Origin of the sequence: Vreelandella neptunia, from assembly GCF_022489065.1 — a bacterium.
Classification (GTDB): Bacteria; Pseudomonadota; Gammaproteobacteria; order Pseudomonadales; family Halomonadaceae; genus Vreelandella; species Vreelandella neptunia_A.
In genome coordinates this window covers 52,862-72,796 of sequence record NZ_JAKVTW010000001.1, presented here as the reverse complement: position 1 = coordinate 72,796, position 19,935 = coordinate 52,862, and the positions used below count along the sequence as shown (strand labels likewise).

The following is a 19,935-nucleotide window of genomic DNA, read 5'->3' as shown; positions in this document are numbered from 1 at the left end:
GGCTTTGTCCATTTCGCACCAAGACGGCGCAGCCATCTGTTTTTTTGCTCCTGTGAGGTGAACGTCCATGAAAGACAATAACGACCACAGCAGTCTCGGAAACCCGTTCGATCACCGTCAATCACTTATTCATGGACGACACTGTGATTGCCACGACTGCCAGCCCTCGGCTAAAACGATCATTACACCGACGCAGGCGGTGACCTCACCGACCCCCACTGATAGCGACGCTATGATGGATCGAATGGTTGAAAGCGCGCTGGTACGTGGCATGTTTGGTCATAGCGATATGCATCGCCGCCAATTTATGAAGCTAGTCGGCGGCGGAACGGCCGCCGCTGCGCTGGCCAGCCTGCTGCCGATGGATGCGATTAAAGCAGCGGTAAAGGAAGATTTAGGCCCACTGGAAAAAACCCAACTTAACGTGGGTTTTGTGCCGATTACCTGTGCAACGCCAATTATCATGGCGCATCCAATGGGCTTTTATCAGCGCTATGGGTTGGATGTGTCGGTCATCAAAACCGCTGGCTGGGCAGTGGCGCGGGATAAATCGCTTAACGGCGAGTACGACGCAGCCCACATGCTGACCCCAATGCCGCTGGCCATGACCTTAGGTGCAGGCTCTAATCCTGAGCCGTTCATCATGCCCGCCGTAGAGAACATCAACGGCCAGGCTATCGTGCTGCACAACGACCATGTCGATAAGCGCGACCCACAACAGTGGAAAGGCTTCACCTTCGGGGTACCGTTTGAGTACTCAATGCATAACTTCCTGCTGCGCTACTACGTGGCGGAACACGGTCTTGACCCTGATCAGGATATTCAGATCCGCGTGATTCCGCCCCCGGAGATGGTCGCCAACCTGCGTGCGGGCAACATTGATGGCTTCCTGTCGCCCGACCCATTTAATCAGCGTGCAGTGTTCGAGCGCATCGGCTTTATTCACCTGCTCACCAAAGAGATTTGGGACGGCCACCCCTGCTGCGCATTTGCCACCAGCGCCCGCTTTGCCCGGGAAAATCCCAATACCTACGGCGCGCTGCTGCGGGCCATCATCGATGCCACCCAGTACTCCTCTGACCCTGCCAACCGCTCTGAGATTGCCGAGGCTATCGCCCCGACGAACTATCTCAATCAGCCCGTTACGGTCATCGAGCAGGTACTAACAGGGCGCTTCGCCGACGGTTTGGGCGGCGTGCAGAACGTGCCAGACCGTATCGACTTTGATCCCTTCCCATGGCACTCCATGGCGGTATGGATCCTGACTCAGATGAAGCGCTGGGGCTATATCGAAGGCAGCGTCGATTACCAGCAAATCGCCAGAGATGTCTATCTCGCCACCGATACGCAAACGGTGATGCGCGAGCTGGGATACGAAGCGCCCGAAGAGACTTCTCGCAACTACCAAATCATGGGCAAAACCTTCGATTACACCCAGCCCGAAGCCTACGTTGAAAGCTTTGCTATTCGCAGGAGCTAACCATGGATCGCACAACCACCGAGTGGAACGTTAGCCTCAACGTGCGCGCCAGCGTACTGGCCGTGCTGATTCTGCTTTTAAGCCTGGGGCTCTGGGAGGGCCTCAACCACGCACCTTCTTTGGGGGGAGGCGAACAACTTAGCGAGTACGAACAGCTGCTAGCGGGGGCCGAGGAGAGCGCGAAGGTCCCGCCGCCTTCAGAAATTCTGGTACGTGCCTGGGAGGAGCTTTCAGACCCCTTCTACGATGCTGGCCCTAACGATAAAGGCATTGGCATTCAGTTGGGCTACTCACTCTACCGGGTACTCACCGGGTATCTGCTGGCCGCGGCGGTAGCCATTCCGATCGGCTTTTTGATCGGCATGTCTCCGCTGATGTACAAGGCGCTCAATCCTTTCATTCAAGTACTGCGCCCAATCTCGCCCTTAGCGTGGATGCCGTTAGCGCTGTTTATTATTCGCGACTCAGAGGCCTCGGCAATCTTCGTGATTTTTATCTGCTCGATCTGGCCCATGCTGCTTAACACGGCTTTTGGGGTAGCTGGGGTGAGAAAAGATTGGGTCAACGTTGCCCGCACTCACGAGCTGTCATCGCTGAAAACTGCCTTCAAGGTCATTCTACCCGCCGCAGCACCCACCATCTTAACCGGCATGCGGATCTCTATCGGTATCGCCTGGCTGGTCATCGTGGCCGCTGAGATGCTCGTGGGTGGCACCGGCATCGGCTACTACGTGTGGAATGAGTGGAACAACCTAGACCTTACCAGCGTGATTTTCTCGATCTTGATGATCGGTGTTGTCGGCATGCTGCTCGATATGTCGCTGGCCTATGTGGCGCGCTTTGTGACCTATGCAGAATAAATACAAAGAACCGCTACAAAGAGCAACCGCGAGGAGTTAATGATGAGTCACGCATTTGTCGAAGTGCAGCAGGCAGCCAAGCGTTTTCCTGGCGCCAGCAAAAATGCACCGCCGCTAACGGTATTTGAAAACGTTAGCTTCCAGCTTCAAAAAGGCGAGTTCGTTTGCATTATCGGTCACTCAGGCTGTGGTAAATCAACCATCATGAATGCCCTGGCCGGGCTAGACCAATTCTCTGACGGCTCCATGGTGATGGAGGGCAAAGAGATCAATGGCCCTGGGCTTGAGCGCGGCGTGGTATTTCAAAACTACAGCCTGCTGCCGTGGTTAACCGCCCTTGAGAACGTTCGCTTTGGCGTTCGTGCCCGGTGGAAGGCGTGGAGCGAGCGCCAGGTCACCGAACACAGCATGGAGTACCTGGAGATGGTCGGCCTGAAAGAGGTCGTCAGCCGCAAACCTTCGCAGCTTTCTGGGGGTATGCGCCAGCGGGTCAGTATCGCTCGCGCCTTCGCCACTAAGCCTAAACTGCTGCTGCTGGATGAACCGTTCGGCGCGCTGGATGCCCTCACCCGTGGGGTAATTCAGGATGAGCTGGTCAAAATCTGGACCCACGATCAGCAGACTGTGTTCATGATTACCCACGATGTGGATGAAGCGATCCTGCTCGCTGACCGTATTTTCTTGATGACCAACGGCCCCGAAGCACGTATCGCCGAAGCGGTTGAAATCGATCTGCCAAGGCCGCGTAACCGTGCTGAGATCATCAAGCACCCTAACTTCTACAAAATCCGTAATTATTTGGTCGATTTTCTGGTTAATCGCTCCAGTGGGCTGCGCGTCCAGGAAAACGAACCCAAAGGCCTCTACTACCCCACGCCGGTAAATCCGGTTCACGTGGATTCAACAACCGAAGCACTTACCAACCTGCCAGAGACAGCGCCTGTCACTGAGCACGAAGAGAAGCTAGTGAAGTTTACACCCAAGGAGATTCGTCATGGATAAGCTCGAAATGCGTCATACCCTGCTCGCCGCCAAAGCGCGTAAAAAAATGAGCTGGGACGATATTGGTAAAGCGGTGGGAATGTCACCGGTTTGGGTCGCCTCCGCCTGTTACGGCATGAACAGCGCCAGCAAAGACATTGCTCATCAGATTTGCGACACATTGGGGGTCGACAGTGATGTTGCTGAGGCGTTAGTAGCGTTTCCCACCAAAGCCTGGGATGAAGCGATCCCTCAGGACCCGTTCGTTTATCGCCTATACGAAGTGGTCGGCGTTTACGGCGAAACCCTGAAAGACGTGGTGCAGGAGAAGTTTGGCGACGGCATTATGAGCGCCATCGACTTCACCATGGAGGTCGACAAAATCGAAGACCCCAAAGGCGACCGCGTACTGCTAACCCTGAATGGCAAGTTCTTACCCTATAAATCGTGGTAACCGATCACTGACAACGACACTCAAAAAGACACCGCCCCAGCCAATTAGCCGGGGCGGTGTTTATTTATGACGTTTTTAAGCGATCAACCCAAGCGTTTATCAATCAGGCTCTCTAACTCAAGCTGGTCGTCGTGGAAACGGCGGATGCCTTCGGCCAGCTTGTCATTGGCCATGGCATCTTGATTATGGCCCCAGCGGAAGGCGCCTTCGCTTAGTGGCTCAGCGGGTTTGCCACTGCCTTCGCCAGAACCAATCTGTGCGGTGACACTGCCTTCGGTGGCATCCAGCTCTTCGAGTAACGCCGGTGAAATCGTTAGTCGTGGGCAGCCTGCCAAGGCAAGCACCTGCCCGGTGGTGCGGAAGCTAGCGCCCATTACCACGGTGTCGTAGCCGCCCTGGTTGGCACGTTCACAAACGCCCTGGACAAACTGAACGCCCGGATCACTCTCCGGCGTGTAGTCTTTTCCGGTCTCTTTTTTGTACCAGTCGGTTACACGACCCACGAAGGGCGAAATCAGAAACACACCCGCATCAAAGCACGCCTGAGCCTGGGCTTCGCTAAACAGTAACGTCAGGTTGCACTGTATGCCCTCACGTTCGAGAACTTCAGCGGCACGAATACCTTCCCAGGTGGAGGCCAGCTTAATCAGCACACGGTCGCGTGAGACACCGCGGGCATCGTACAGCTCGATTAACTCGTGAGCCTTGGCAATACTGGCCTGGGTATCAAACGACAGCCGGGCAGCCACTTCGGTGGAAACACGCCCCGGTACAACGGCGGAGATTTCACTGCCCATCGCCACTGCAAGTCGGTCTACGGCATGTTTGACCTGCTCTTCTCGGCTGCCAGCCGAGGCTTTAACGCTACTCAGCTCTTCGTCGATCAGCGCTTGATAACCGGACAGGCTAAACGCCTTGAGCAGCAGCGAGGGGTTGGTAGTGGCATCCTGTGGCTGATAACGACGAATAGCCTCAAGATCACCGGTATCGGCGACTACGAGCGAGTGTTGCTTCAACTGTTGCAGTTGGCTGGTCATAACCTCTCCTTAAATGTGTCCTATCCTGACGCTTTATCAAGACGCTTAACTAAACACCGCCGTGGCGCTGTTCAAGGGCGGCACAATAGCGTGCATAAACCGGCTGATAAGCAGCTACACGGTCTGGATGCGGGTCGGCAAGCGACTGCGCATCCAGGTGAACTAAACGTTCGCACAGCGCTTCAAGCGTTACGCCATCTGCGCGCTGGTCACACCACGCTGCTTGTATCGCGGCCCCCAGTGCGGCCGCGTCGGTAATCTCAGGGCAGATCACCTGAGTCCCGGTAATGTCAGCGACCATCTGCCGCCACACGGGGCTGTTGGCACCGCCGCCGATCAAGCGGATCTGACTAGCCCCGGCGGTTAAATCACCCAGCAATTCTAGCCCATAGCGTAGCCCGAAAGTGGCGCCCTCCACTACGGCCCGGCATAAATTAGCTTGGGTGGTGTTCAAGCTGGTCAAGCCAAGGAAATCCGCTGAGGCGTCGGGCAACATCGGCACACGCTCGCCATTGAAAAACGGCAGTACGGTCACGCCTTCGGCGCCGATGGGCGCACTGGCCACTTTCTCACCAAACGCGGCCAGGTCTAAGCCAAACAGTTCACGCACCCGTGTAGTGGCCGAGGTGACGTTCATGGTACAGATCAACGGCAGCCAGCCGCCGGTACTGGAGCAGAAGTTAGCGACCATGGCGCTATCGCACTCTACAGGCGTCGCCGAATACGCGCAGACGGTACCGGAGGTGCCCAAGCTCAGCGTGATCAGCCCTGGAGTAATATTGCCGGTGCCTATGGCGCCCAGCATGTTGTCGCCGCCGCCGGAAGAGACCACCACATGGTCACCCAACCCCAGCTCGCGCGCCACCGCCGGGCGCACCAAGCCAACCGGCTCATGGGCTTCCAGCAAACGGGGCAGCACTCGTGCCGGATCTAGCTCGGGGGCTATTTCCTCAAATACCTGCAACTGCCAGCAGCGTTTGCGGGTATCGAAGTAGCCGGTACCCGAGGCATCGCCCGCTTCGGTGACCCGTTCGCCAGTGAGCCAAAAATTGAGGTAGTCGTGGGGTAGCAGCAGGCTTTCGATGCGGTGGTAGGCATTGGGATGCTGCTCCCGTAACCAAGCCACTTTGGAGGCGGTATAGCCGGTTTGCAGCACCAGGCCTAGCTTCTCCAAACAGCCTGCCTCGCCGCCCAGTCGGGCAACTAAATCGGCGTTCTGGGCGCTGGTTTCAGTATCGCACCACAGTTTGGCGGGGTACACCGGCGCGCCATCGCCATCAAGTGCCACCATCCCGTGCTGCTGGCCGGACACGCCAATTCCGCGCACTTGGCTAGCCGATACACTGGCTTTATCCAGCGCGGCAAGAAATGCTCCTTTTAAGGCAGCTAGCCACTCAGCGGGGGCCTGCTCCCGGCGGCCATTTTCACCCTCATCCAAGCGATGAGCGCGGCTTGCTTCGGCCAGAATCATGCCTCGCTCAACGTCTACCACCACTACCTTGGTACTCTGGGTACCGCAATCTACCCCGATATACATCACAACGTTCCTTTGGACGACGCCAGACCCTCTAGCGTAGCGCGTGCGCCGCGTTCGTGCAGCGAACTTAGAGTAGCTAAATAGGCTTCAACAAAACGTGGGCTGTCGATTAAATCACCAAACAACTCGCGATTTTCGATAAAGGCCGTGGGTCGCGTGCGGTTTTCGGCCGCAATCGCCATAAGCGGGGCTTTCAACCGGTCCACGATCTCAATCGACTCCCCTTGCTCGTCCACCCCTTCCGCGTAACGCGCCCAACTGGCCACTACGGCGGCACTCCGATAGATCTCACCGCCCTGGGCCAACTGCTGGCGAATCACCGGCACTAGCCATTTGGGAATACGGTCGGAGCTTTCGGCGCAGAGCCGTGCCAGGGTGTCTTTGATTTGCGGGTTAGCGAAGCGCTCAATCAGCGTTAAGCGGTAGGTTTCGAGATCAACACCCGGCACCGCCGCCAGGGTGGGCGTGCCCTCTTCGCGCATATAGCCCAACAAAAAATCGACGAATAGCGGATCCTGACACACTTCATGGGCGTAGCGATATCCGGCTAAATAGCCAAAATAGGTGAGCGCCTGATGGCTGGCGTTCAGAAGGCGCAGTTTCATCAGCTCGTAGGGTTCGACATCTTCAACGACTTGAACGCCCACTTTATCAAAGGCTGGTCGGCCAAGGGGAAAGTGCTCTTCCAGCACCCACTGAGTGAACGGTTCACACACCACCGGCCAAGCGTCCTCTACGCCAAAGCGCTGGCTCAGCTCATCGATATCGGTAGGCGACGTTACCGGGGTAATGCGGTCCACCATGGCATTGGGGAACGCTACCTCGGCTTCCAGCCAGGCGCCTAATTCGGCGTCCCGCGCCTGGGCATAGGCGCCAAACATACGCTTGGCCACGTCGCCGTTGCCTTGAATATTATCGCAGGACATCACGGTGAAAGGTTCTATCCCCCGCGAGCGACGGCGGGCAAGCGCTTCCACCACGAGGCCAAAGCTAGTAGAGGGCTGAGTGGGGTTAGCAAGATCGGCGCGCACCTGAGGATTATCAAGATCGAACTCACCGCTCACCGGATGAAAATTGTAGCCGCCTTCGGTCACCGTCAGCGACACAATACGAATCGACGGTTCCGCCATCTGCTCAATTACCGCCTCGGTATTTTCCGGTGCAAACAGGTAATTCACCATACTGCCAATCACTCGCGGCTCATACTGGCCATCAGGGTGTTTGACCACCAGGGTGTAGAGATAATCCTGCGCGGCCAAGGCCTGCTGCATTCGTTTGTCGCCGGGCAGTACGCCCACGCCGACAATTCCCCAATCCAACGCTTCGCCCTGGTTCATTAAGGCATCCAGGTACATGGCCTGATGGGCACGGTGAAAGCCGCCTACCCCGATATGCACAATACCCGGAGTGAGCGCATTGCGGTCATAGTGAGGCACGGCAACATCGGCGGTTAGATTGCCCAGGTTGTGATTGTTAAGTCGGGTCATGGGAGCTCTCCAGCCAAGGCCTACTTGGCACGATGGGGATGATTGAAAGCGAAGGTATCGTATGCGGATCAGGTTCAGGTGTTATGGCCACCTCAGCTCATCCAGTTGCCGCCATCGACATTAAGCGTTTGGGCGACCACGTAGTCGCTGTCCTGGCTGGCCAGAAAAACCGCGGCGCCAGTATGATCTTCCGGCAGGCCCATACGACCGAATGGCACCGCTTCGCCTACCAGGCGTTTCTTTTCACCTAGCGGACGGTTCTCGTAACGGGCAAACAGTGCGTCGACCTCTTCCCACATCGGCGTGTCCACCACGCCGGGGGCGATGCCATTGACGTTGATGCCATGTTTGATTAGATCCAAACCGCTGGACTGGGTGAGGCTGATAACAGCCGCTTTACTGGCGCAGTAAACACTTACCAGGGCTTCGCCACGGCGGCCTGCCTGGGAGGCCATATTGATGATTTTGCCGCCCTGACCACGGGCGACCATGGAACGGGCCACTGACTGCAGGGTAAAAAACATGCCCTTGGTGTTGACCGCGAACTGTTTATCGAAGCTCGACTCAGTGACCTCAAGCACCGGCGCCAAATCAAATACCGCGGCATTATTGACCAGAATATCGATGCCGCCGAAGCGCTGCGTCACCGCCTCTACCATGGCCTCAATCGAGGCTTGGTCGCAGACATTTAACTCCACCCCCATCACCTTTTCGGTGGCTGCCTGCTGCTCCAGGGTGGCTACAGCTTCATCAATGGCGGCACGGTCAATATCGGCTACCACCACGCTTGCGCCTTCGGCTAAATAGCGCTGGGCAATGGCTAAACCGATGCCACGGGCGCCACCGGTAATCACGGCGATTTTATTATTGAGCTTCATTGAAATAACCTCGTTCTTTTGCGGCGCGGTGATAGCCTGGAAACGTTATGATGTTGAGCGCTGAACCCGGGTTTGCCACTCATCTACCAAGGTTTCCAGCCCGTGCATGTGCTCTAAAATACGCCAGGCGCCTGCTTGTGTAAGGCGCGCGGCTTGGTCAGCATCCACATGGCTGGCACCGACAAAACCAATCACGCACATACCCGCAGCATGGGCGGCGGTCACGCCTGCCACGCTATCTTCAACCACTAGGCAGTCCCGTGGCACTTGGCCTAAGTGGGAAGCTGCCAACCGATAAAGGGCAGGGTCCGGCTTGGGATGAGCCACCTGATCAGCGGTAAAAATAGGCACCTCGCCCAGGGCATTGGCCAACCCAGTGCTGGCCAGTGACGCTAATACGCGGCTGCGCCGACTATTGGAAACCACCGCTTTTTCCAGAGCGATGCTACGAATCGCCTTATCGGCACCCTCGATGGCTTTCAGCTCACGCGCTAGACGCGCCTCTATGGCGGTATCCACCTGCTCGGTAGCATCCAGAGGCAGCTTATGGGCGCTTAACGCCTCAAGATGGGCGAGAATCGCCGACGTGGTCATCCCCAAGGCCTGACCAAGTTCCTGTTCGATATCCAGGTCAGGCAGCCAGCGGGAGAGGTACTCTACAAGGGTGCCTTCAGCGAGCGCTTCGCTATCCACTAGCACGCCATCGCAATCAAAGATGAGTGTCCTCATGCAGGCTCCTCGGAAGGCGAGCCTGGGGCACGGTTATCGTGGCGGGTCAGCCCCGCCAGCGGATGCTGCTGCAAGCTCGTCAAGGCCAGCCCGCTGGCATCAAACAAGTGGGCACGCTCGGGGGCAAAGCCAAAACGCACCGTGTCGTTTACCCGGTAAGCCACATCGCCATCGGCCATGATCGTAATTAGCTCATCGTCCATCTGAACATAGAGCGAGGTTTGACCACCTAGGCGCTCCAACACCTTGATTTCACCACTCAACGGCCCCTGTTCATCGAGCACTAGGTGTTCAGGGCGAACACCCAGCTCAAGGGTCGCGTTAGCATCCAAGTGCGTACCATCAGCCGGTACGCTGCGCTCACCGCCACCGGGCAGGCGAATACCCACTCCTTCAGGCGTTACACCGGTCAGTGTTACCGGAAGAAAATTCATTTTCGGTGAGCCAATAAAGCCGGCCACAAAGCGATTGCGAGGATGATGGTAGAGCGCCATGGGCGAGCCCACCTGCTCCACCACGCCATCGTGGAGCACGACGATTTTATCCGCCATGGTCATCGCTTCGATCTGGTCGTGGGTGACGTAGATCATGGTGGCGTCCAGCTCATCGTGCAGGCGCGCCAGCTCGATACGCATCTGCACCCGCAGCGCGGCATCCAGGTTGGAGAGCGGCTCATCAAACAGGAAGATGCTGGGGTTACGCACAATCGCCCGGCCAATCGCTACCCGCTGGCGCTGACCGCCGGAGAGCGCTTTGGGCTTACGGTCTAACAGCGGCTCTAGCTGCAAAATCTTGGCCGCTTCCAGCACCTTGGCGCGCCGCTCCTCCTTGGGAACACCCGCCAGGCGCATGCTGAAGCCCATGTTGCCTTCCACCGTCATGTGGGGATAAAGCGCATAGCTCTGAAACACCATGGCCAGGCCGCGATCCGCCGGGCCAACATCATTGATCCGCTGACCATCAATGAGGATGTCGCCATCTGTGGCGCTTTCGAGCCCGGCAATCATGCGCATCAGGGTTGATTTACCGCAGCCCGAAGGACCGACGAAGACCACAAATTCACGGTCATTCACCTCAAGGTCGATGCCTTTGATCACTTCGGTATCGCCAAATTGCTTGGTAATATTTTTCAGTTGTAGTGTTGCCATGAGGAATATCCTTTACTTGACGGCACCAAAGGTCAGGCCACGTACCATTTGTTTTTGGGTCATCCAACCAAGTATCAAAATAGGCGCAATGGCCATGGTGGAAGCGGCGGACAGCTTGGCCCAGAACAGCCCCTCAGGACTTGAGAATGAGGCGATATAAGCGGTTAACGGCGCGGCACTCGAAGTGGTGAGATTGAGACTCCAGAACGCCTCGTTCCAGCTCAAAATGACCGACAGCAGGCCCGTTGAAGCGATGCCCGGCAGCGTCAGCGGCAGCAGCAGAAAGCACACTTCCTGTAGCGTCGAAGCACCGTCCATCCGCCCTGCTTCAAGAATGTCTTTAGGCATATCTTTAAAGAAGGTGTAGAGCATCCACACCACAATCGGCAGGTTCATCAGCGTATAGACGATGATTAACCCTGTGCGGGTATCGAGCAGGCCAACGTCACGAAAGATCAGATAAATCGGCACCAACACGCCCACCGATGGCAGCATTTTGGTGGAGAGCATCCACAGCAGCGTGCCCTTGGTGCGTTTGGTGGGCAAAAACGCCATGGCATAAGCACAGGGAATGGCAATTAAAAGTGCGAAGAAGGTAGAGCCAAACGCCACCGCGACGCTGTTAAGCGCAAAACGTGTATAGCCTGAGCGCGCCTGCACTGCTTGGTAGCTCTCTAAAGTGGGCGAAAAAATCAGCGTAGGGTCAGCAATTGCCGCCGTTTCTGTTTTAAAGCCGGTCAATATCATCCAGAAAATCGGAAAAAAGATCACCAGGGCAACCGACCAGCCCAGCACCGTTATCATTGCCCGCTTGGCTTGTGCTGAGCGCCACCCCGACGCCGAGCGCGGCGCAGCCGTTTTGGAACTTAATGTTGTCATCGAAGTACTCCCAAGACACAAGTGCCGGTCTAATCTTCCAGGTTTTTGGCCACCATACGGACCAGGAAGATCGCCACGATATTGGCGAGAATGATCGCAATCACCCCACCGGCGGACGCAGTGCCCACGTCAAAATCGAGTAGCGCACGGATATAAATCAGGTAGGCCAAGTTGGTGGTCGCTAAACCAGGGCCACCCGAGGTCGTCACAAAAATTTCCGCGAAAATAGTCAGCAGAAAGATCATTTCAATCATGATCACCACGCTGATCGCGCGCTTTAAGTGCGGCAGCGTAATAAAGAAGAAAATCGCCACAGGCCCCGCGCCATCCATTCTTGCTGCTTCTACTTGGTCCTCATCCAGTGACTGCATGGCGGTGAGCAGAATCAGCAGTGCAAACGGTAGCCACTGCCAGGCGACGATAATCACAATGGAGGTCAGCGGTAGCGCCGAAAACCAGTCCAGCGCAGGCAGTCCAACGGACTCAAACAACCACGAAAGCACCCCGTTAGAGGGGTGCATCATCATGTTTTTCCACACCAGGGCGCTGACGGTGGGCATGACAAAAAAGGGCGAAATCGCCAGCACACGAGCTATCCCACGCCCCGCGAAATCCTGCTGAAACAGCACCGCCAGTAAGGTGCCACCAATGACCGTTATCGCCAGCACCCAGCCCACCAGCAACAGCGTGTTGCCCATGGCCTTCCACAGCGCGGGATCGGTTAACAGGTATTGGTAGTTTTCCACCCCGGCAAAACCGGCCATGTCGGGCATGAGCAGGTTGTAATACTGGAAGGAGAACCACAGCGTCATGCCTAACGGCACAATCATCCATAGCAGCAGTAGCGTGACGGCTGGCGCTTGAAGAAAAAGCGTTCTCAGCCCGCCGACGGTACGGCCGGAAGCACGGGTTTTAGTCATGGGATTACCTGCGAAATACGAGGCTCTTTACGAAAACGGCCAGAACACAGCGATAAAACGCCTGCCGTCACTGACAATAGCCAAGTGGACAGGCAGGCGTTGGTCACTTCTATCGTTCGATGTAGCCAGCTCGCTGCATCGTGCGTTCTGTGGCGCGCTGGGCGTTGTCTAGCGCCTGCTCTACCGTGGTGTCACCGGTCAACGCCGCGGCAATGGTTTGGCCTACTTGAGTACCAATCGACTGGAACTCGGGGATGTTGACCGTCTGCACGCCAACATAAGGGTTGGGTTTCAAGGTTGAGTCATTCGGGTCGGTTTCCTTGATGGCATTGAGCACGAAGTCAGCAAAGGGAGCCGCTTCAGTGTACTGCTCATTAGCATAGGTCGACTCACGTGTGCCTGGGGGCACGCTGGTCCAGCCTTGTGTTTCACCCACCAACTCAATGTACTCTTCTGAGGTGGCCCAGGTAATGAACTCAAGCGCTGCTTCCTGCTTTTCGGAAGAGGCCGGAATGGCGAGCGCCCAGGACCATAACCAATGCGAACCCTTGGGCGTTTCCGCTATCGGTGCCGGGGCAAAGCCTAAGCTATCTGCTACATCGGACTCATTTTCGTCGAACAGCTTACCCGCCGCCGATGTGGCATCAACCCACATGGCGCAGTTGCCACGGGAGAACAGCGCAAGATTTTCATTAAAGCCATTAGAGCTTGCGCCTGGCGGGCCGTAATCATTTAACAAATCGACATAAAACTGAATCGCGCTAACCCACTCCTCAGAATTGAGCTCTGGGTTCCACTCTTCGTCAAACCAGCGGCCACCGTAGGTGTTCACGAGGGTCGTGAGGAAAGCCATGTTTTCGCCCCAACCCGGCTTGCCGCGCAGGCAGATACCAGCCAGCCCATCTTCGCTGCCGTGCAGTTCGCCTGCCCACTCGCGCACCTCTTCCCAGGTGGGTTGCTCGCTCATCTCAATGCCCGCGTTCTCAAACAGATCCTTGCGGTAGTACATCATTGAGCTTTCGGCATAAAACGGTAGCGCGTGAAGCGTGCCATCCAGGCTCAAACCATCACGCACGGAGGCTAGCAAATCGCCTTCGTTGTAGTCGTCGGGTAGATTATCCAGAGGTGATAGCCAGCCGCGCTCTGCCCAAATAGGCACTTCATAAGTGCCGATGGTCATGACGTCAAACTGGCCGCCGCCGGTGGCAATATCGGTGGTCATGCGCTGACGAAGCACATTTTCTTCCAGCACCACCCAGTCCAGCGTGATATCGGGGTGCGCTTCTTCGAAAGCATCGGTGAGGCTCTGCATTATCACCATGTCGTTGTTATTAACCGTGGCCACGGTTATTTCAGTTTGCGCCTGGGCGTGGCCCGATATGGCAATGGCGGCCGCTAGCGTGGTGACGGGCAAGTGACGTGCGAGTCGCATAAAGCACTCCTATGGGCATGTATTGGCATTGTTGTCGCCTTGATCTTATTGATCATCAACCGAACAAATGATCGTACGTAAGCCAAAAAAAAGCAAAGCCAACAGACTTAGACTTTACGCTAACTCATTACCCTTGACGCATGTTGCAGCGCACACGCTAACCCGCTATAAGGCCTCGACAATTTGCCGAGCAGCCACTTCGTCGGTGACCAATCCTTTGAGCCAGCCACCCCGCAGGGCGGCATGAATGGCCGGGGCTTTCTCTCGGCTACCCGCTATTGCCACCATGTGATGCTTACCAAAACGCTCTAAAGGGAGGCTAGTGACCCGCCTTGTAATCGAGCAGTCAATCACTTCGCCGTCGCTATTGAGTGGCCAGCCCAGCAACTCCCCTACCGCTTTCAGGCCCAACAGTTCATCCAGCTCGCTTTCGCTAATAAAATGATCCTGAAACAGCGTGGCCTGACGGTCGATGCGCCCCACGCCAATAAACGCAGCTTCTGACTCCCGCGCCACATCGGCGATCGCTTTAAACAAGCGCTGTGTCAGCATCGCCTCTTTTTCAGCAAGCGATTCAGCGACGACCGGCGCGGGCAGTAAAAAGCGCTCACCGCCAGTTTTATCCGCCATCACCATCACCGCATCGTAACGGTTGGCCGAGCCATCCCGAGCAACGTTACCTACTAGTGAAACAAAACGGTGCTGGGGCCGCTCAACGCGGCTCATCGCTTCTACCGCTGCCCGTACCGAGCGCCCGGTGCCTAGCGAAAGCGTTAATGGCTCGCTGCGCTCTACCAGCTGCGCAATGCGCTCGGCGGCTGCCACGGCCAAATAGGAGGCAGCGCTGTCAGCCGCGTGGTGATCAGCAGGCACCACTTCGCAGTAGGTTAAGCCAAAGTGATCCCGCAGCGCGCTGCCCAACGCCATGCAGTTAGAGATAGGGTGATCAATATGCACTTTTACCAGTCCCTCCTGCCGGGCCAACGCCAATAAGCGCTGCACCCCTGGTCGTGAAACCCCCAACTGGCTGGCGATCTCATCCTGGGTCATTCCACCGACATAGGACATCCAAGCGGCTCTCGCCGCCTGATCCAGCTTTACCTCGAATTTATCCATAGGGTGGCTCACATCACAGGTGTCAAAACATCATCATACAAAGCTATGCTCACGACCAGTAGTCGTCTATCCGCTAACATACCCAGTGAAGCGTATGTGATGATGGATCAATTGCAGGGAGATATAGCATGTATAAACTGGCTTTTTTTGTTCCCGTAGAGGATGCCGAAAGCGTTAAACAAGCAGTATTTGAGGCGGGCGCCGGGCGCATAGGCGTGTATGAAAACGTCTGCTTTCAAACCCGCGGCACGGGGCAATTCCGCCCCATGGAGGGCGCCCACCCGCATATCGGCACGGTGGGCAATTTGGAAAGCGTTGAAGAGTTTAAAGTGGAGCTGCTCTGTGATGAAGCCCATATCCACGGCACTATCGCGGCCTTGAAACTAGCTCACCCCTACGAAGAAGTCGCCTATGATGTATGGCAGTTAGCCGATCTATAGTGCATCCACCTGATCAAAGAGATGGCTCATGCACTGCCGAAGTAACGCTCGCGGTCTTCGGGGGTTACCATGCTGATATGCAGCGGAAACTCATTATGGGCGCGATCAGCGTAGAAGTGGCGCAGCGTGCGCTCAATGGTCGTAAAGGCCAATTCATCCCAAGGAATTTCGTGCTCTTCAAACAGCGCGACTTCCAGGCTTTCCGGCCCGGAACTGAAGCCGCTGATTAATTCTGCGCGAAAAATCATATACACCTGATTGATATGCGGGAGGTCGATTAAGGTATAAAGATTAGCTAGTTCGACCTCGGCGCAAGCCTCTTCGCGCGTCTCTCTGGAGGCGGCCTGCTGGGTTGATTCGGCGTTTTCCATATAGCCCGCAGGCAGCGTCCAGTAGCCTTTTCGCGGTGAAATCGCACGCTTACAGAGCAGCACTTTACTACCGCTAACGGGCAGCGTACCGGCTACAATGCGCGGGTTTTGATAGTGAATCGTACCGCAGGCATCGCACAGGTAGCGGGGGCGATCATCGCCTTCAGGGACTGCAAAACGCACCTTATCACCACAGTGGCTACAAAAGTTCATCGCGTATTCTCAACGGCTAGTGAATAGAAGCCTCGACGCGCTTGACGTCAATGACCGCTGCTGGGTAAAAGAGAACAAAGTTATTGGATGACCCATGTTAGAGAAACTGCGCAAACGCCTGCAACAGCTAACGCCTCAACGCTTGGACCACGTCGTGATGCCCGAAGCCGCCGTGCTGTTGCCGATTGTCGAGCGTCCAGCTCCCACCTTACTATTTACCCGCCGGGCCAGCCACTTGAGCACTCATAGCGGCCAAGTGGCGTTTCCAGGCGGTAAGCGTGAACCCTTCGACGCTGATCTTTACGCCACCGCGCTACGCGAAGCTGAGGAGGAGATTGCCCTCGACCCCAGCGTGGTGCAACCACTGGGGCGGCTGTCGGATGTTATTTCACTGCACGGCATTCGCGTTACGCCTTGGGTTGGCATCATTCCACCCGATTTACCGCTGGTAGCCGACCCCGGCGAACTAGACGCTATCTTTGAAGTGCCGCTCAGCCATTTTCTGGACGATCTTCGTACCCACACCGATGTCATTACTGTCGATGGTGTGGCTCACTATGTACCCAGCTATCATGTGGACGGCCACGTGATTTGGGGGCTTTCGGCCATGATGCTGGTGGAGTTGCTGGCGGAAGGCTTTGGTATGCCGATTGATTTATACCAACGCCCTCAAGGCCCACTGCGCCACTACCCAGAACGTAAAACTCGACTCTCCACTTCTAGCTCAGCGCCATCGAGATCCAACAAATGACCCCCAGTGCTGCTACGTTTTCACCTGCACTTCAGCCCGAGACCCAGGTGGCCCTGGTCGATGCGCTGGTGGAACAGGGCTGGTATGTGGGCCGCGAGGTGATTGATCTGGGCCTATGCAAAGAGCTCAACGGTGAGCTTCTTCATCGAGCGGCCTATAACGGCCTGGATGAGGCGGGCATTGGGCGAGGCCAACAGCACCTGCTGCGCAAAGATATCCGTGGTGACGCCATTCACTGGCTTGACCGTGAAAGCGCCGCCCAGCGGCGTTATTTAGACGCCATGAGCGAGTTACAGCAGGCCCTCAATCACGCACTGTTTTTAGGTCTGTTCGAGTATGAAGCCCACTTTGCTCACTATCCGCCCGGGGCTTTTTATCAGCGCCATGTGGATAGCTTTCGCGGCCGCGCTAACCGGGTTATCTCCACGGTTGGTTATTTAACGCCGGACTGGCCAAGCGACGGCGGCGGTGAAATGGTGATTTACCACCCGGACGACCCCAGCCAGGAGATCGCCCGCGTAGTACCCGAGGCAGGCACTTTTGCCTGTTTCTTATCGGAAACCATTCCCCACGAAGTGCTGCCCACCCGCTGCCCCCGCACCAGCATTGCAGGTTGGTTCAGGCGCAATGCCTCGCTGGGGGGCGTGCTTGACCCAGCCCGCTAGCGTTTTCAGTGCTCAATCAATCTAACCCCAACAGGCTAACCGATCGGAACGATTTGCCCGTTAGCCTGTTCTAGCACTTCACGCACCTGCTCGTAATCGACGCTGGATGCGTTGCCACCGTTGTGCTGCTCAATCAGACCAACCACGTTTAATAGCGTGTCCATGCCAAATACCTGTTCGTCCGTCGCGGTAAAGGCTTGGATGTAATTCGCCCCACCCTCACTCCAACCTACCTTGATTGGCGAATCGATAATATTGACCTGCGTACCCACCGGTACGCGCCAGAACACCGATTCGATATCCTCAGGGTGCATACGGATACAGCCGCGGCTGGCACGCATACCAATGCCATCCGGCTGGTTAGTGCCATGGATCAGGTAACCGGGAATATCCAGCAAGATAGCGTATTGACCCAATGGATTATCAGCACCGGGCGGGACAACGGCGGGCGCAGGGTCGCCTCGCTCGGCAGCTTCACGACGAATCGATTCAGGTGGGTACCATGCTGGGTTTTCAAGCCGCATGGTGGTTTCAGTAATACCCAGCGGCGTGTTGTAGGCATCGCGTCCGATACCAATGGGGTACGTCTCGACACGCGGCGTCTCCCCCGCCTCTACCTCGGGGTAATAATAAAGCCTTAGCTCAGCCACGTTGATCACAATGCCGGTCCGCGCTTCATCGGGCAAAATAAACTGCCCAGGGATCGTCACCTCGGTTCCCTCACCCGGTACCCACAGGCTGGTATCTGGATTAGCCATGCGAATTTCTTCGTAGCCGACATTATGCGCTCGGGCAATATCCATTAGCGTATCTTCTTCACTAGCGGTGACGGTGTACACCTCACCTACCATGTTGCCCTGTTCCGGCAGCGGAAAGTGGCCTTTCGGCAGCTCGTTGCTGTCGGCTACCGCACTCGAGGCTAATAGCCATGCACCAAGCGCCACACTGCTCACACAGGCTTGTTTTATACGTTGTAAGGGGTGATAGCGGGCCATCATCGTCAGGGGTTCTCCTTTTATGCGACCGGCGCTTATAAAAAGCGGGTCATTTGTTAGGAATATGACGACTGAGCTGAGGCAGGTCAACTCGACAGACTGTCGCACGGCGACGCTGCGGCGGGCTTAACAGAGTCACTACGTCTCCCTAACTCATATAAAAGTTTTAGTGAAGTGGTTGTATTTCTGAACACAGCGACTAACCTATTAGTTGTCTTAGCGCATTGACGCGCTTGACGGCGTTAATTACCCACATGTAATTAACATATTCAGGAGTAATAACAATGGCGTAGTTAAGCTTCTTTAAAGCATAACTAACACTATCTGTTATTGATTTATTCGGGTCATGGCGCGGAGTCGTTAAGCCCAAATAGAATCGCAAGGAGCAAGCAAAATGAAAATGATTAAACCCGCTATTCTAGGTACTCTCATGGTTCCGGCTGTTATGTTTGCCGCAGGCGCCGTTAACGCCGAAGAGAATACCACCACCATGGAAGCAACCTACCTGACTGAAACGCCAGAAGGTACCTTTCATGCTGATGCCCTCACCGGCAACCAAGTCAAAAGCAGCGTCGAAGATGACGAAGATATCGGCACCATCACGGATCTCGTGATCGATGAAGATGGCCAGATCAACGCTGTTGTCGTCGGCGTTGGTGGCTTCCTAGGAATGGGCGAGAAAAACGTCGCCATCGAATGGGATTCACTTGAACTGACGAAAGACGAAGATGGCGAAGATTACGTTATTACCGTCAATGCTTCACAAGATGCGCTTGAAGAAGCTGAAGAATACAATCGTGATTAATTAGCTTAGCGCTAGTTAAATAAAAGCCTTGGCATTTGCCAAGGCTTTTTTATTGCTATTAACACATCTACTGTTACATAACTTTGAAGGCTAATAACTTTTTGTCGAGTATATAACCGCCGATATGGCTCACACATTTTTATGCATGAACCATAACTTAGATTAAACTCAGCCTTTTAATTTAGCCGTCATAGTTACATCGGCTTTAAGCACTTTGGAAACTGGGCAGTTGGCTTTAGCCGTTTCTGCTGCTTCCTGAAATGCTGCATCGTCAGCGCCGCTAATTTCAGCAACGACGTCCAAGTGAATTTTCGAGATATCAAACCCTGCATCGCTCTGTGACAGCGTTACTTTCGCGCTGGTTTCGATTGAATCTGCAGTGTAGCCCTTCTCACCCAGAATCATTGAGAGCGCCATTGAAAAACAGCTGGCGTGTGCTGCGCCAATCAGCTCCTCAGGATTGGTGCCTTTTTCATCTTCAAAGCGTTTGCTGAAGGAGTAGTTAGCATCCAAAACGCCACTTTCGGTTGAAACGGTGCCTTTACCATCCTTGAGACCACCTTCCCAACGTGCGCTAGCTTTACGATCCATGAATAACTCCTTGTGTTACCAATATGCATAGACATGTTGTCAGAGGGCCTAACGGCGATTGCTGTTAGACCACCTAACCAGCGTAGCTGATTTTTTGCCTCTCTGCAGAACCAGTACTCTTCACAGCTTCCATCGGCTCTGGTTCAGCCGTAAGCTAGTTAGCTAC

Annotated in this window: 21 protein-coding genes; 8 read left to right on the top strand and 13 right to left on the bottom strand. The window is 55.6% G+C overall.

What is annotated here, in order from left to right:
* Positions 1-67: 67 nt before the first annotated feature.
* Genes MLE19_RS00345 through cynS form a run of 4 tightly spaced genes read left to right on the top strand, consistent with a single transcriptional unit; the run spans position 68 to position 3,775 of the window.
* Entirely contained in the window at positions 68-1,480 is a 1,413-nt protein-coding gene (locus MLE19_RS00345) for a CmpA/NrtA family ABC transporter substrate-binding protein (RefSeq protein WP_240716092.1), read from the top strand.
* 2 nt (positions 1,481-1,482) lie between these two features.
* On the top strand, positions 1,483-2,340 hold the full coding sequence (ntrB, locus tag MLE19_RS00340; protein WP_240716091.1) for a nitrate ABC transporter permease: 858 nt from the start codon (positions 1,483-1,485) through the stop codon (positions 2,338-2,340).
* Between the two features lie 42 nt (positions 2,341-2,382).
* The gene (locus MLE19_RS00335; protein ID WP_240716090.1) at positions 2,383-3,342 is read left to right on the top strand and encodes an ABC transporter ATP-binding protein; all 960 of its coding nucleotides are present in this window, start codon (positions 2,383-2,385) and stop codon (positions 3,340-3,342) included.
* Positions 3,335-3,775: a cyanase gene (gene cynS / locus MLE19_RS00330; RefSeq protein ID WP_240716089.1), complete on the top strand. Its 441-nt coding sequence runs from the start codon at positions 3,335-3,337 to the stop codon at positions 3,773-3,775. Before MLE19_RS00335 ends, cynS begins: the two co-directional genes overlap by 8 nt.
* 83 nt (positions 3,776-3,858) lie before the next feature.
* On the opposite strand, the gene tal is transcribed toward cynS, so the two are convergent.
* The 10 genes from tal to MLE19_RS00280 form a co-directional block, all read right to left on the bottom strand.
* The gene (tal, locus tag MLE19_RS00325) at positions 3,859-4,812 is read right to left on the bottom strand and encodes a transaldolase (RefSeq protein WP_240716088.1); all 954 of its coding nucleotides are present in this window, start codon (positions 4,810-4,812) and stop codon (positions 3,859-3,861) included.
* A 49-nt stretch (positions 4,813-4,861) separates the two neighbouring features.
* Positions 4,862-6,349: a xylulokinase gene (xylB, locus tag MLE19_RS00320; protein ID WP_240716087.1), complete on the bottom strand. Its 1,488-nt coding sequence runs from the start codon at positions 6,347-6,349 to the stop codon at positions 4,862-4,864.
* Complete coding sequence (locus MLE19_RS00315; RefSeq protein ID WP_240716086.1) at positions 6,349-7,836, bottom strand: mannitol dehydrogenase family protein; 1,488 nt, start codon at positions 7,834-7,836, stop codon at positions 6,349-6,351. Before MLE19_RS00315 ends, xylB begins: the two co-directional genes overlap by 1 nt.
* A 92-nt stretch (positions 7,837-7,928) precedes the next feature.
* Entirely contained in the window at positions 7,929-8,714 is a 786-nt protein-coding gene (locus MLE19_RS00310; protein ID WP_240716085.1) for an L-iditol 2-dehydrogenase, read from the bottom strand.
* Positions 8,715-8,759: 45 nt separating this feature from the next.
* Complete coding sequence (locus MLE19_RS00305; protein ID WP_240716084.1) at positions 8,760-9,443, bottom strand: HAD family hydrolase; 684 nt, start codon at positions 9,441-9,443, stop codon at positions 8,760-8,762.
* Positions 9,440-10,591, bottom strand: a complete 1,152-nt coding sequence (locus MLE19_RS00300) for an ABC transporter ATP-binding protein (RefSeq protein ID WP_240716083.1) — start codon at positions 10,589-10,591, stop codon at positions 9,440-9,442. The genes MLE19_RS00305 and MLE19_RS00300 overlap by 4 nt, the downstream gene beginning before the upstream one ends.
* Before the next feature lie 12 nt (positions 10,592-10,603).
* The gene (locus MLE19_RS00295) at positions 10,604-11,470 is read right to left on the bottom strand and encodes a carbohydrate ABC transporter permease (protein WP_240716082.1); all 867 of its coding nucleotides are present in this window, start codon (positions 11,468-11,470) and stop codon (positions 10,604-10,606) included.
* Positions 11,471-11,499: 29 nt separating this feature from the next.
* Positions 11,500-12,390, bottom strand: a complete 891-nt coding sequence (locus MLE19_RS00290) for a carbohydrate ABC transporter permease (RefSeq protein WP_240716081.1) — start codon at positions 12,388-12,390, stop codon at positions 11,500-11,502.
* 109 nt (positions 12,391-12,499) lie between these two features.
* Positions 12,500-13,822, bottom strand: a complete 1,323-nt coding sequence (locus tag MLE19_RS00285) for an ABC transporter substrate-binding protein (RefSeq protein WP_240716080.1) — start codon at positions 13,820-13,822, stop codon at positions 12,500-12,502.
* Between the two features lie 165 nt (positions 13,823-13,987).
* Positions 13,988-14,938 carry a sugar-binding transcriptional regulator gene (locus MLE19_RS00280; protein ID WP_240716079.1) on the bottom strand — a complete coding sequence of 317 codons (951 nt, stop codon included), beginning with the start codon at positions 14,936-14,938 and terminating at the stop codon, positions 13,988-13,990.
* Positions 14,939-15,066: 128 nt separating this feature from the next.
* Here MLE19_RS00280 and MLE19_RS00275 point away from each other — a divergent pair, with 128 nt between their 5' ends.
* Positions 15,067-15,378 (top strand): NGG1p interacting factor NIF3, encoded by a 312-nt coding sequence (locus MLE19_RS00275; protein WP_240716078.1) that lies wholly within the window; start codon positions 15,067-15,069, stop codon positions 15,376-15,378.
* A 26-nt stretch (positions 15,379-15,404) separates the two neighbouring features.
* Here the strand turns inward: MLE19_RS00275 and MLE19_RS00270 are convergent, their stop codons facing one another.
* Complete coding sequence (locus tag MLE19_RS00270) at positions 15,405-15,962, bottom strand: NUDIX hydrolase (RefSeq protein ID WP_240716077.1); 558 nt, start codon at positions 15,960-15,962, stop codon at positions 15,405-15,407.
* 94 nt (positions 15,963-16,056) lie between these two features.
* On the opposite strand from MLE19_RS00270, the gene MLE19_RS00265 reads away from it, so the two are divergent.
* Together MLE19_RS00265 and MLE19_RS00260 are read left to right on the top strand one after the other, a co-directional pair.
* Positions 16,057-16,713 (top strand): CoA pyrophosphatase, encoded by a 657-nt coding sequence (locus MLE19_RS00265; RefSeq protein WP_240716076.1) that lies wholly within the window; start codon positions 16,057-16,059, stop codon positions 16,711-16,713.
* Positions 16,710-17,378, top strand: a complete 669-nt coding sequence (locus MLE19_RS00260; protein ID WP_240716075.1) for a 2OG-Fe(II) oxygenase — start codon at positions 16,710-16,712, stop codon at positions 17,376-17,378. Before MLE19_RS00265 ends, MLE19_RS00260 begins: the two co-directional genes overlap by 4 nt.
* Before the next feature lie 35 nt (positions 17,379-17,413).
* Here the strand turns inward: MLE19_RS00260 and MLE19_RS00255 are convergent, their stop codons facing one another.
* Entirely contained in the window at positions 17,414-18,376 is a 963-nt protein-coding gene (locus MLE19_RS00255) for a L,D-transpeptidase family protein (RefSeq protein WP_240716074.1), read from the bottom strand.
* Between the two features lie 391 nt (positions 18,377-18,767).
* On the opposite strand from MLE19_RS00255, the gene MLE19_RS00250 reads away from it, so the two are divergent.
* A complete protein-coding gene (locus MLE19_RS00250; RefSeq protein ID WP_240716073.1) occupies positions 18,768-19,178 on the top strand; it encodes a PRC-barrel domain-containing protein in 411 nt (136 codons plus the stop codon).
* Positions 19,179-19,346: 168 nt separating this feature from the next.
* Here MLE19_RS00250 and MLE19_RS00245 read toward each other — a convergent pair whose 3' ends face one another.
* Positions 19,347-19,769 carry an OsmC family protein gene (locus tag MLE19_RS00245; RefSeq protein ID WP_240716072.1) on the bottom strand — a complete coding sequence of 141 codons (423 nt, stop codon included), beginning with the start codon at positions 19,767-19,769 and terminating at the stop codon, positions 19,347-19,349.
* Between the last annotated feature and the right edge of the window lie 166 nt (positions 19,770-19,935).

Coding starts and splice junctions, on each gene's coding strand:
- tal (WP_240716088.1), bottom strand. CDS start 4,812: ATGACCAGCCAACTGCAACAGTTGAAGCAACACTCGCTCGTAGTCGCC.
- MLE19_RS00275 (WP_240716078.1), top strand. CDS start 15,067: ATGTATAAACTGGCTTTTTTTGTTCCCGTAGAGGATGCCGAAAGCGTT.
- MLE19_RS00290 (WP_240716081.1), bottom strand. CDS start 12,390: ATGACTAAAACCCGTGCTTCCGGCCGTACCGTCGGCGGGCTGAGAACG.
- MLE19_RS00265 (WP_240716076.1), top strand. CDS start 16,057: ATGTTAGAGAAACTGCGCAAACGCCTGCAACAGCTAACGCCTCAACGC.
- MLE19_RS00245 (WP_240716072.1), bottom strand. CDS start 19,769: ATGGATCGTAAAGCTAGCGCACGTTGGGAAGGTGGTCTCAAGGATGGT.
- ntrB (WP_240716091.1), top strand. CDS start 1,483: ATGGATCGCACAACCACCGAGTGGAACGTTAGCCTCAACGTGCGCGCC.
- MLE19_RS00315 (WP_240716086.1), bottom strand. CDS start 7,836: ATGACCCGACTTAACAATCACAACCTGGGCAATCTAACCGCCGATGTT.
- cynS (WP_240716089.1), top strand. CDS start 3,335: ATGGATAAGCTCGAAATGCGTCATACCCTGCTCGCCGCCAAAGCGCGT.
- MLE19_RS00280 (WP_240716079.1), bottom strand. CDS start 14,938: ATGGATAAATTCGAGGTAAAGCTGGATCAGGCGGCGAGAGCCGCTTGG.
- xylB (WP_240716087.1), bottom strand. CDS start 6,349: ATGTATATCGGGGTAGATTGCGGTACCCAGAGTACCAAGGTAGTGGTG.
- MLE19_RS00295 (WP_240716082.1), bottom strand. CDS start 11,470: ATGACAACATTAAGTTCCAAAACGGCTGCGCCGCGCTCGGCGTCGGGG.
- MLE19_RS00260 (WP_240716075.1), top strand. CDS start 16,710: ATGACCCCCAGTGCTGCTACGTTTTCACCTGCACTTCAGCCCGAGACC.
- MLE19_RS00310 (WP_240716085.1), bottom strand. CDS start 8,714: ATGAAGCTCAATAATAAAATCGCCGTGATTACCGGTGGCGCCCGTGGC.
- MLE19_RS00250 (WP_240716073.1), top strand. CDS start 18,768: ATGAAAATGATTAAACCCGCTATTCTAGGTACTCTCATGGTTCCGGCT.
- MLE19_RS00300 (WP_240716083.1), bottom strand. CDS start 10,591: ATGGCAACACTACAACTGAAAAATATTACCAAGCAATTTGGCGATACC.
- MLE19_RS00255 (WP_240716074.1), bottom strand. CDS start 18,376: ATGATGGCCCGCTATCACCCCTTACAACGTATAAAACAAGCCTGTGTG.
- MLE19_RS00270 (WP_240716077.1), bottom strand. CDS start 15,962: ATGAACTTTTGTAGCCACTGTGGTGATAAGGTGCGTTTTGCAGTCCCT.
- MLE19_RS00305 (WP_240716084.1), bottom strand. CDS start 9,443: ATGAGGACACTCATCTTTGATTGCGATGGCGTGCTAGTGGATAGCGAA.
- MLE19_RS00335 (WP_240716090.1), top strand. CDS start 2,383: ATGAGTCACGCATTTGTCGAAGTGCAGCAGGCAGCCAAGCGTTTTCCT.
- MLE19_RS00285 (WP_240716080.1), bottom strand. CDS start 13,822: ATGCGACTCGCACGTCACTTGCCCGTCACCACGCTAGCGGCCGCCATT.
- MLE19_RS00345 (WP_240716092.1), top strand. CDS start 68: ATGAAAGACAATAACGACCACAGCAGTCTCGGAAACCCGTTCGATCAC.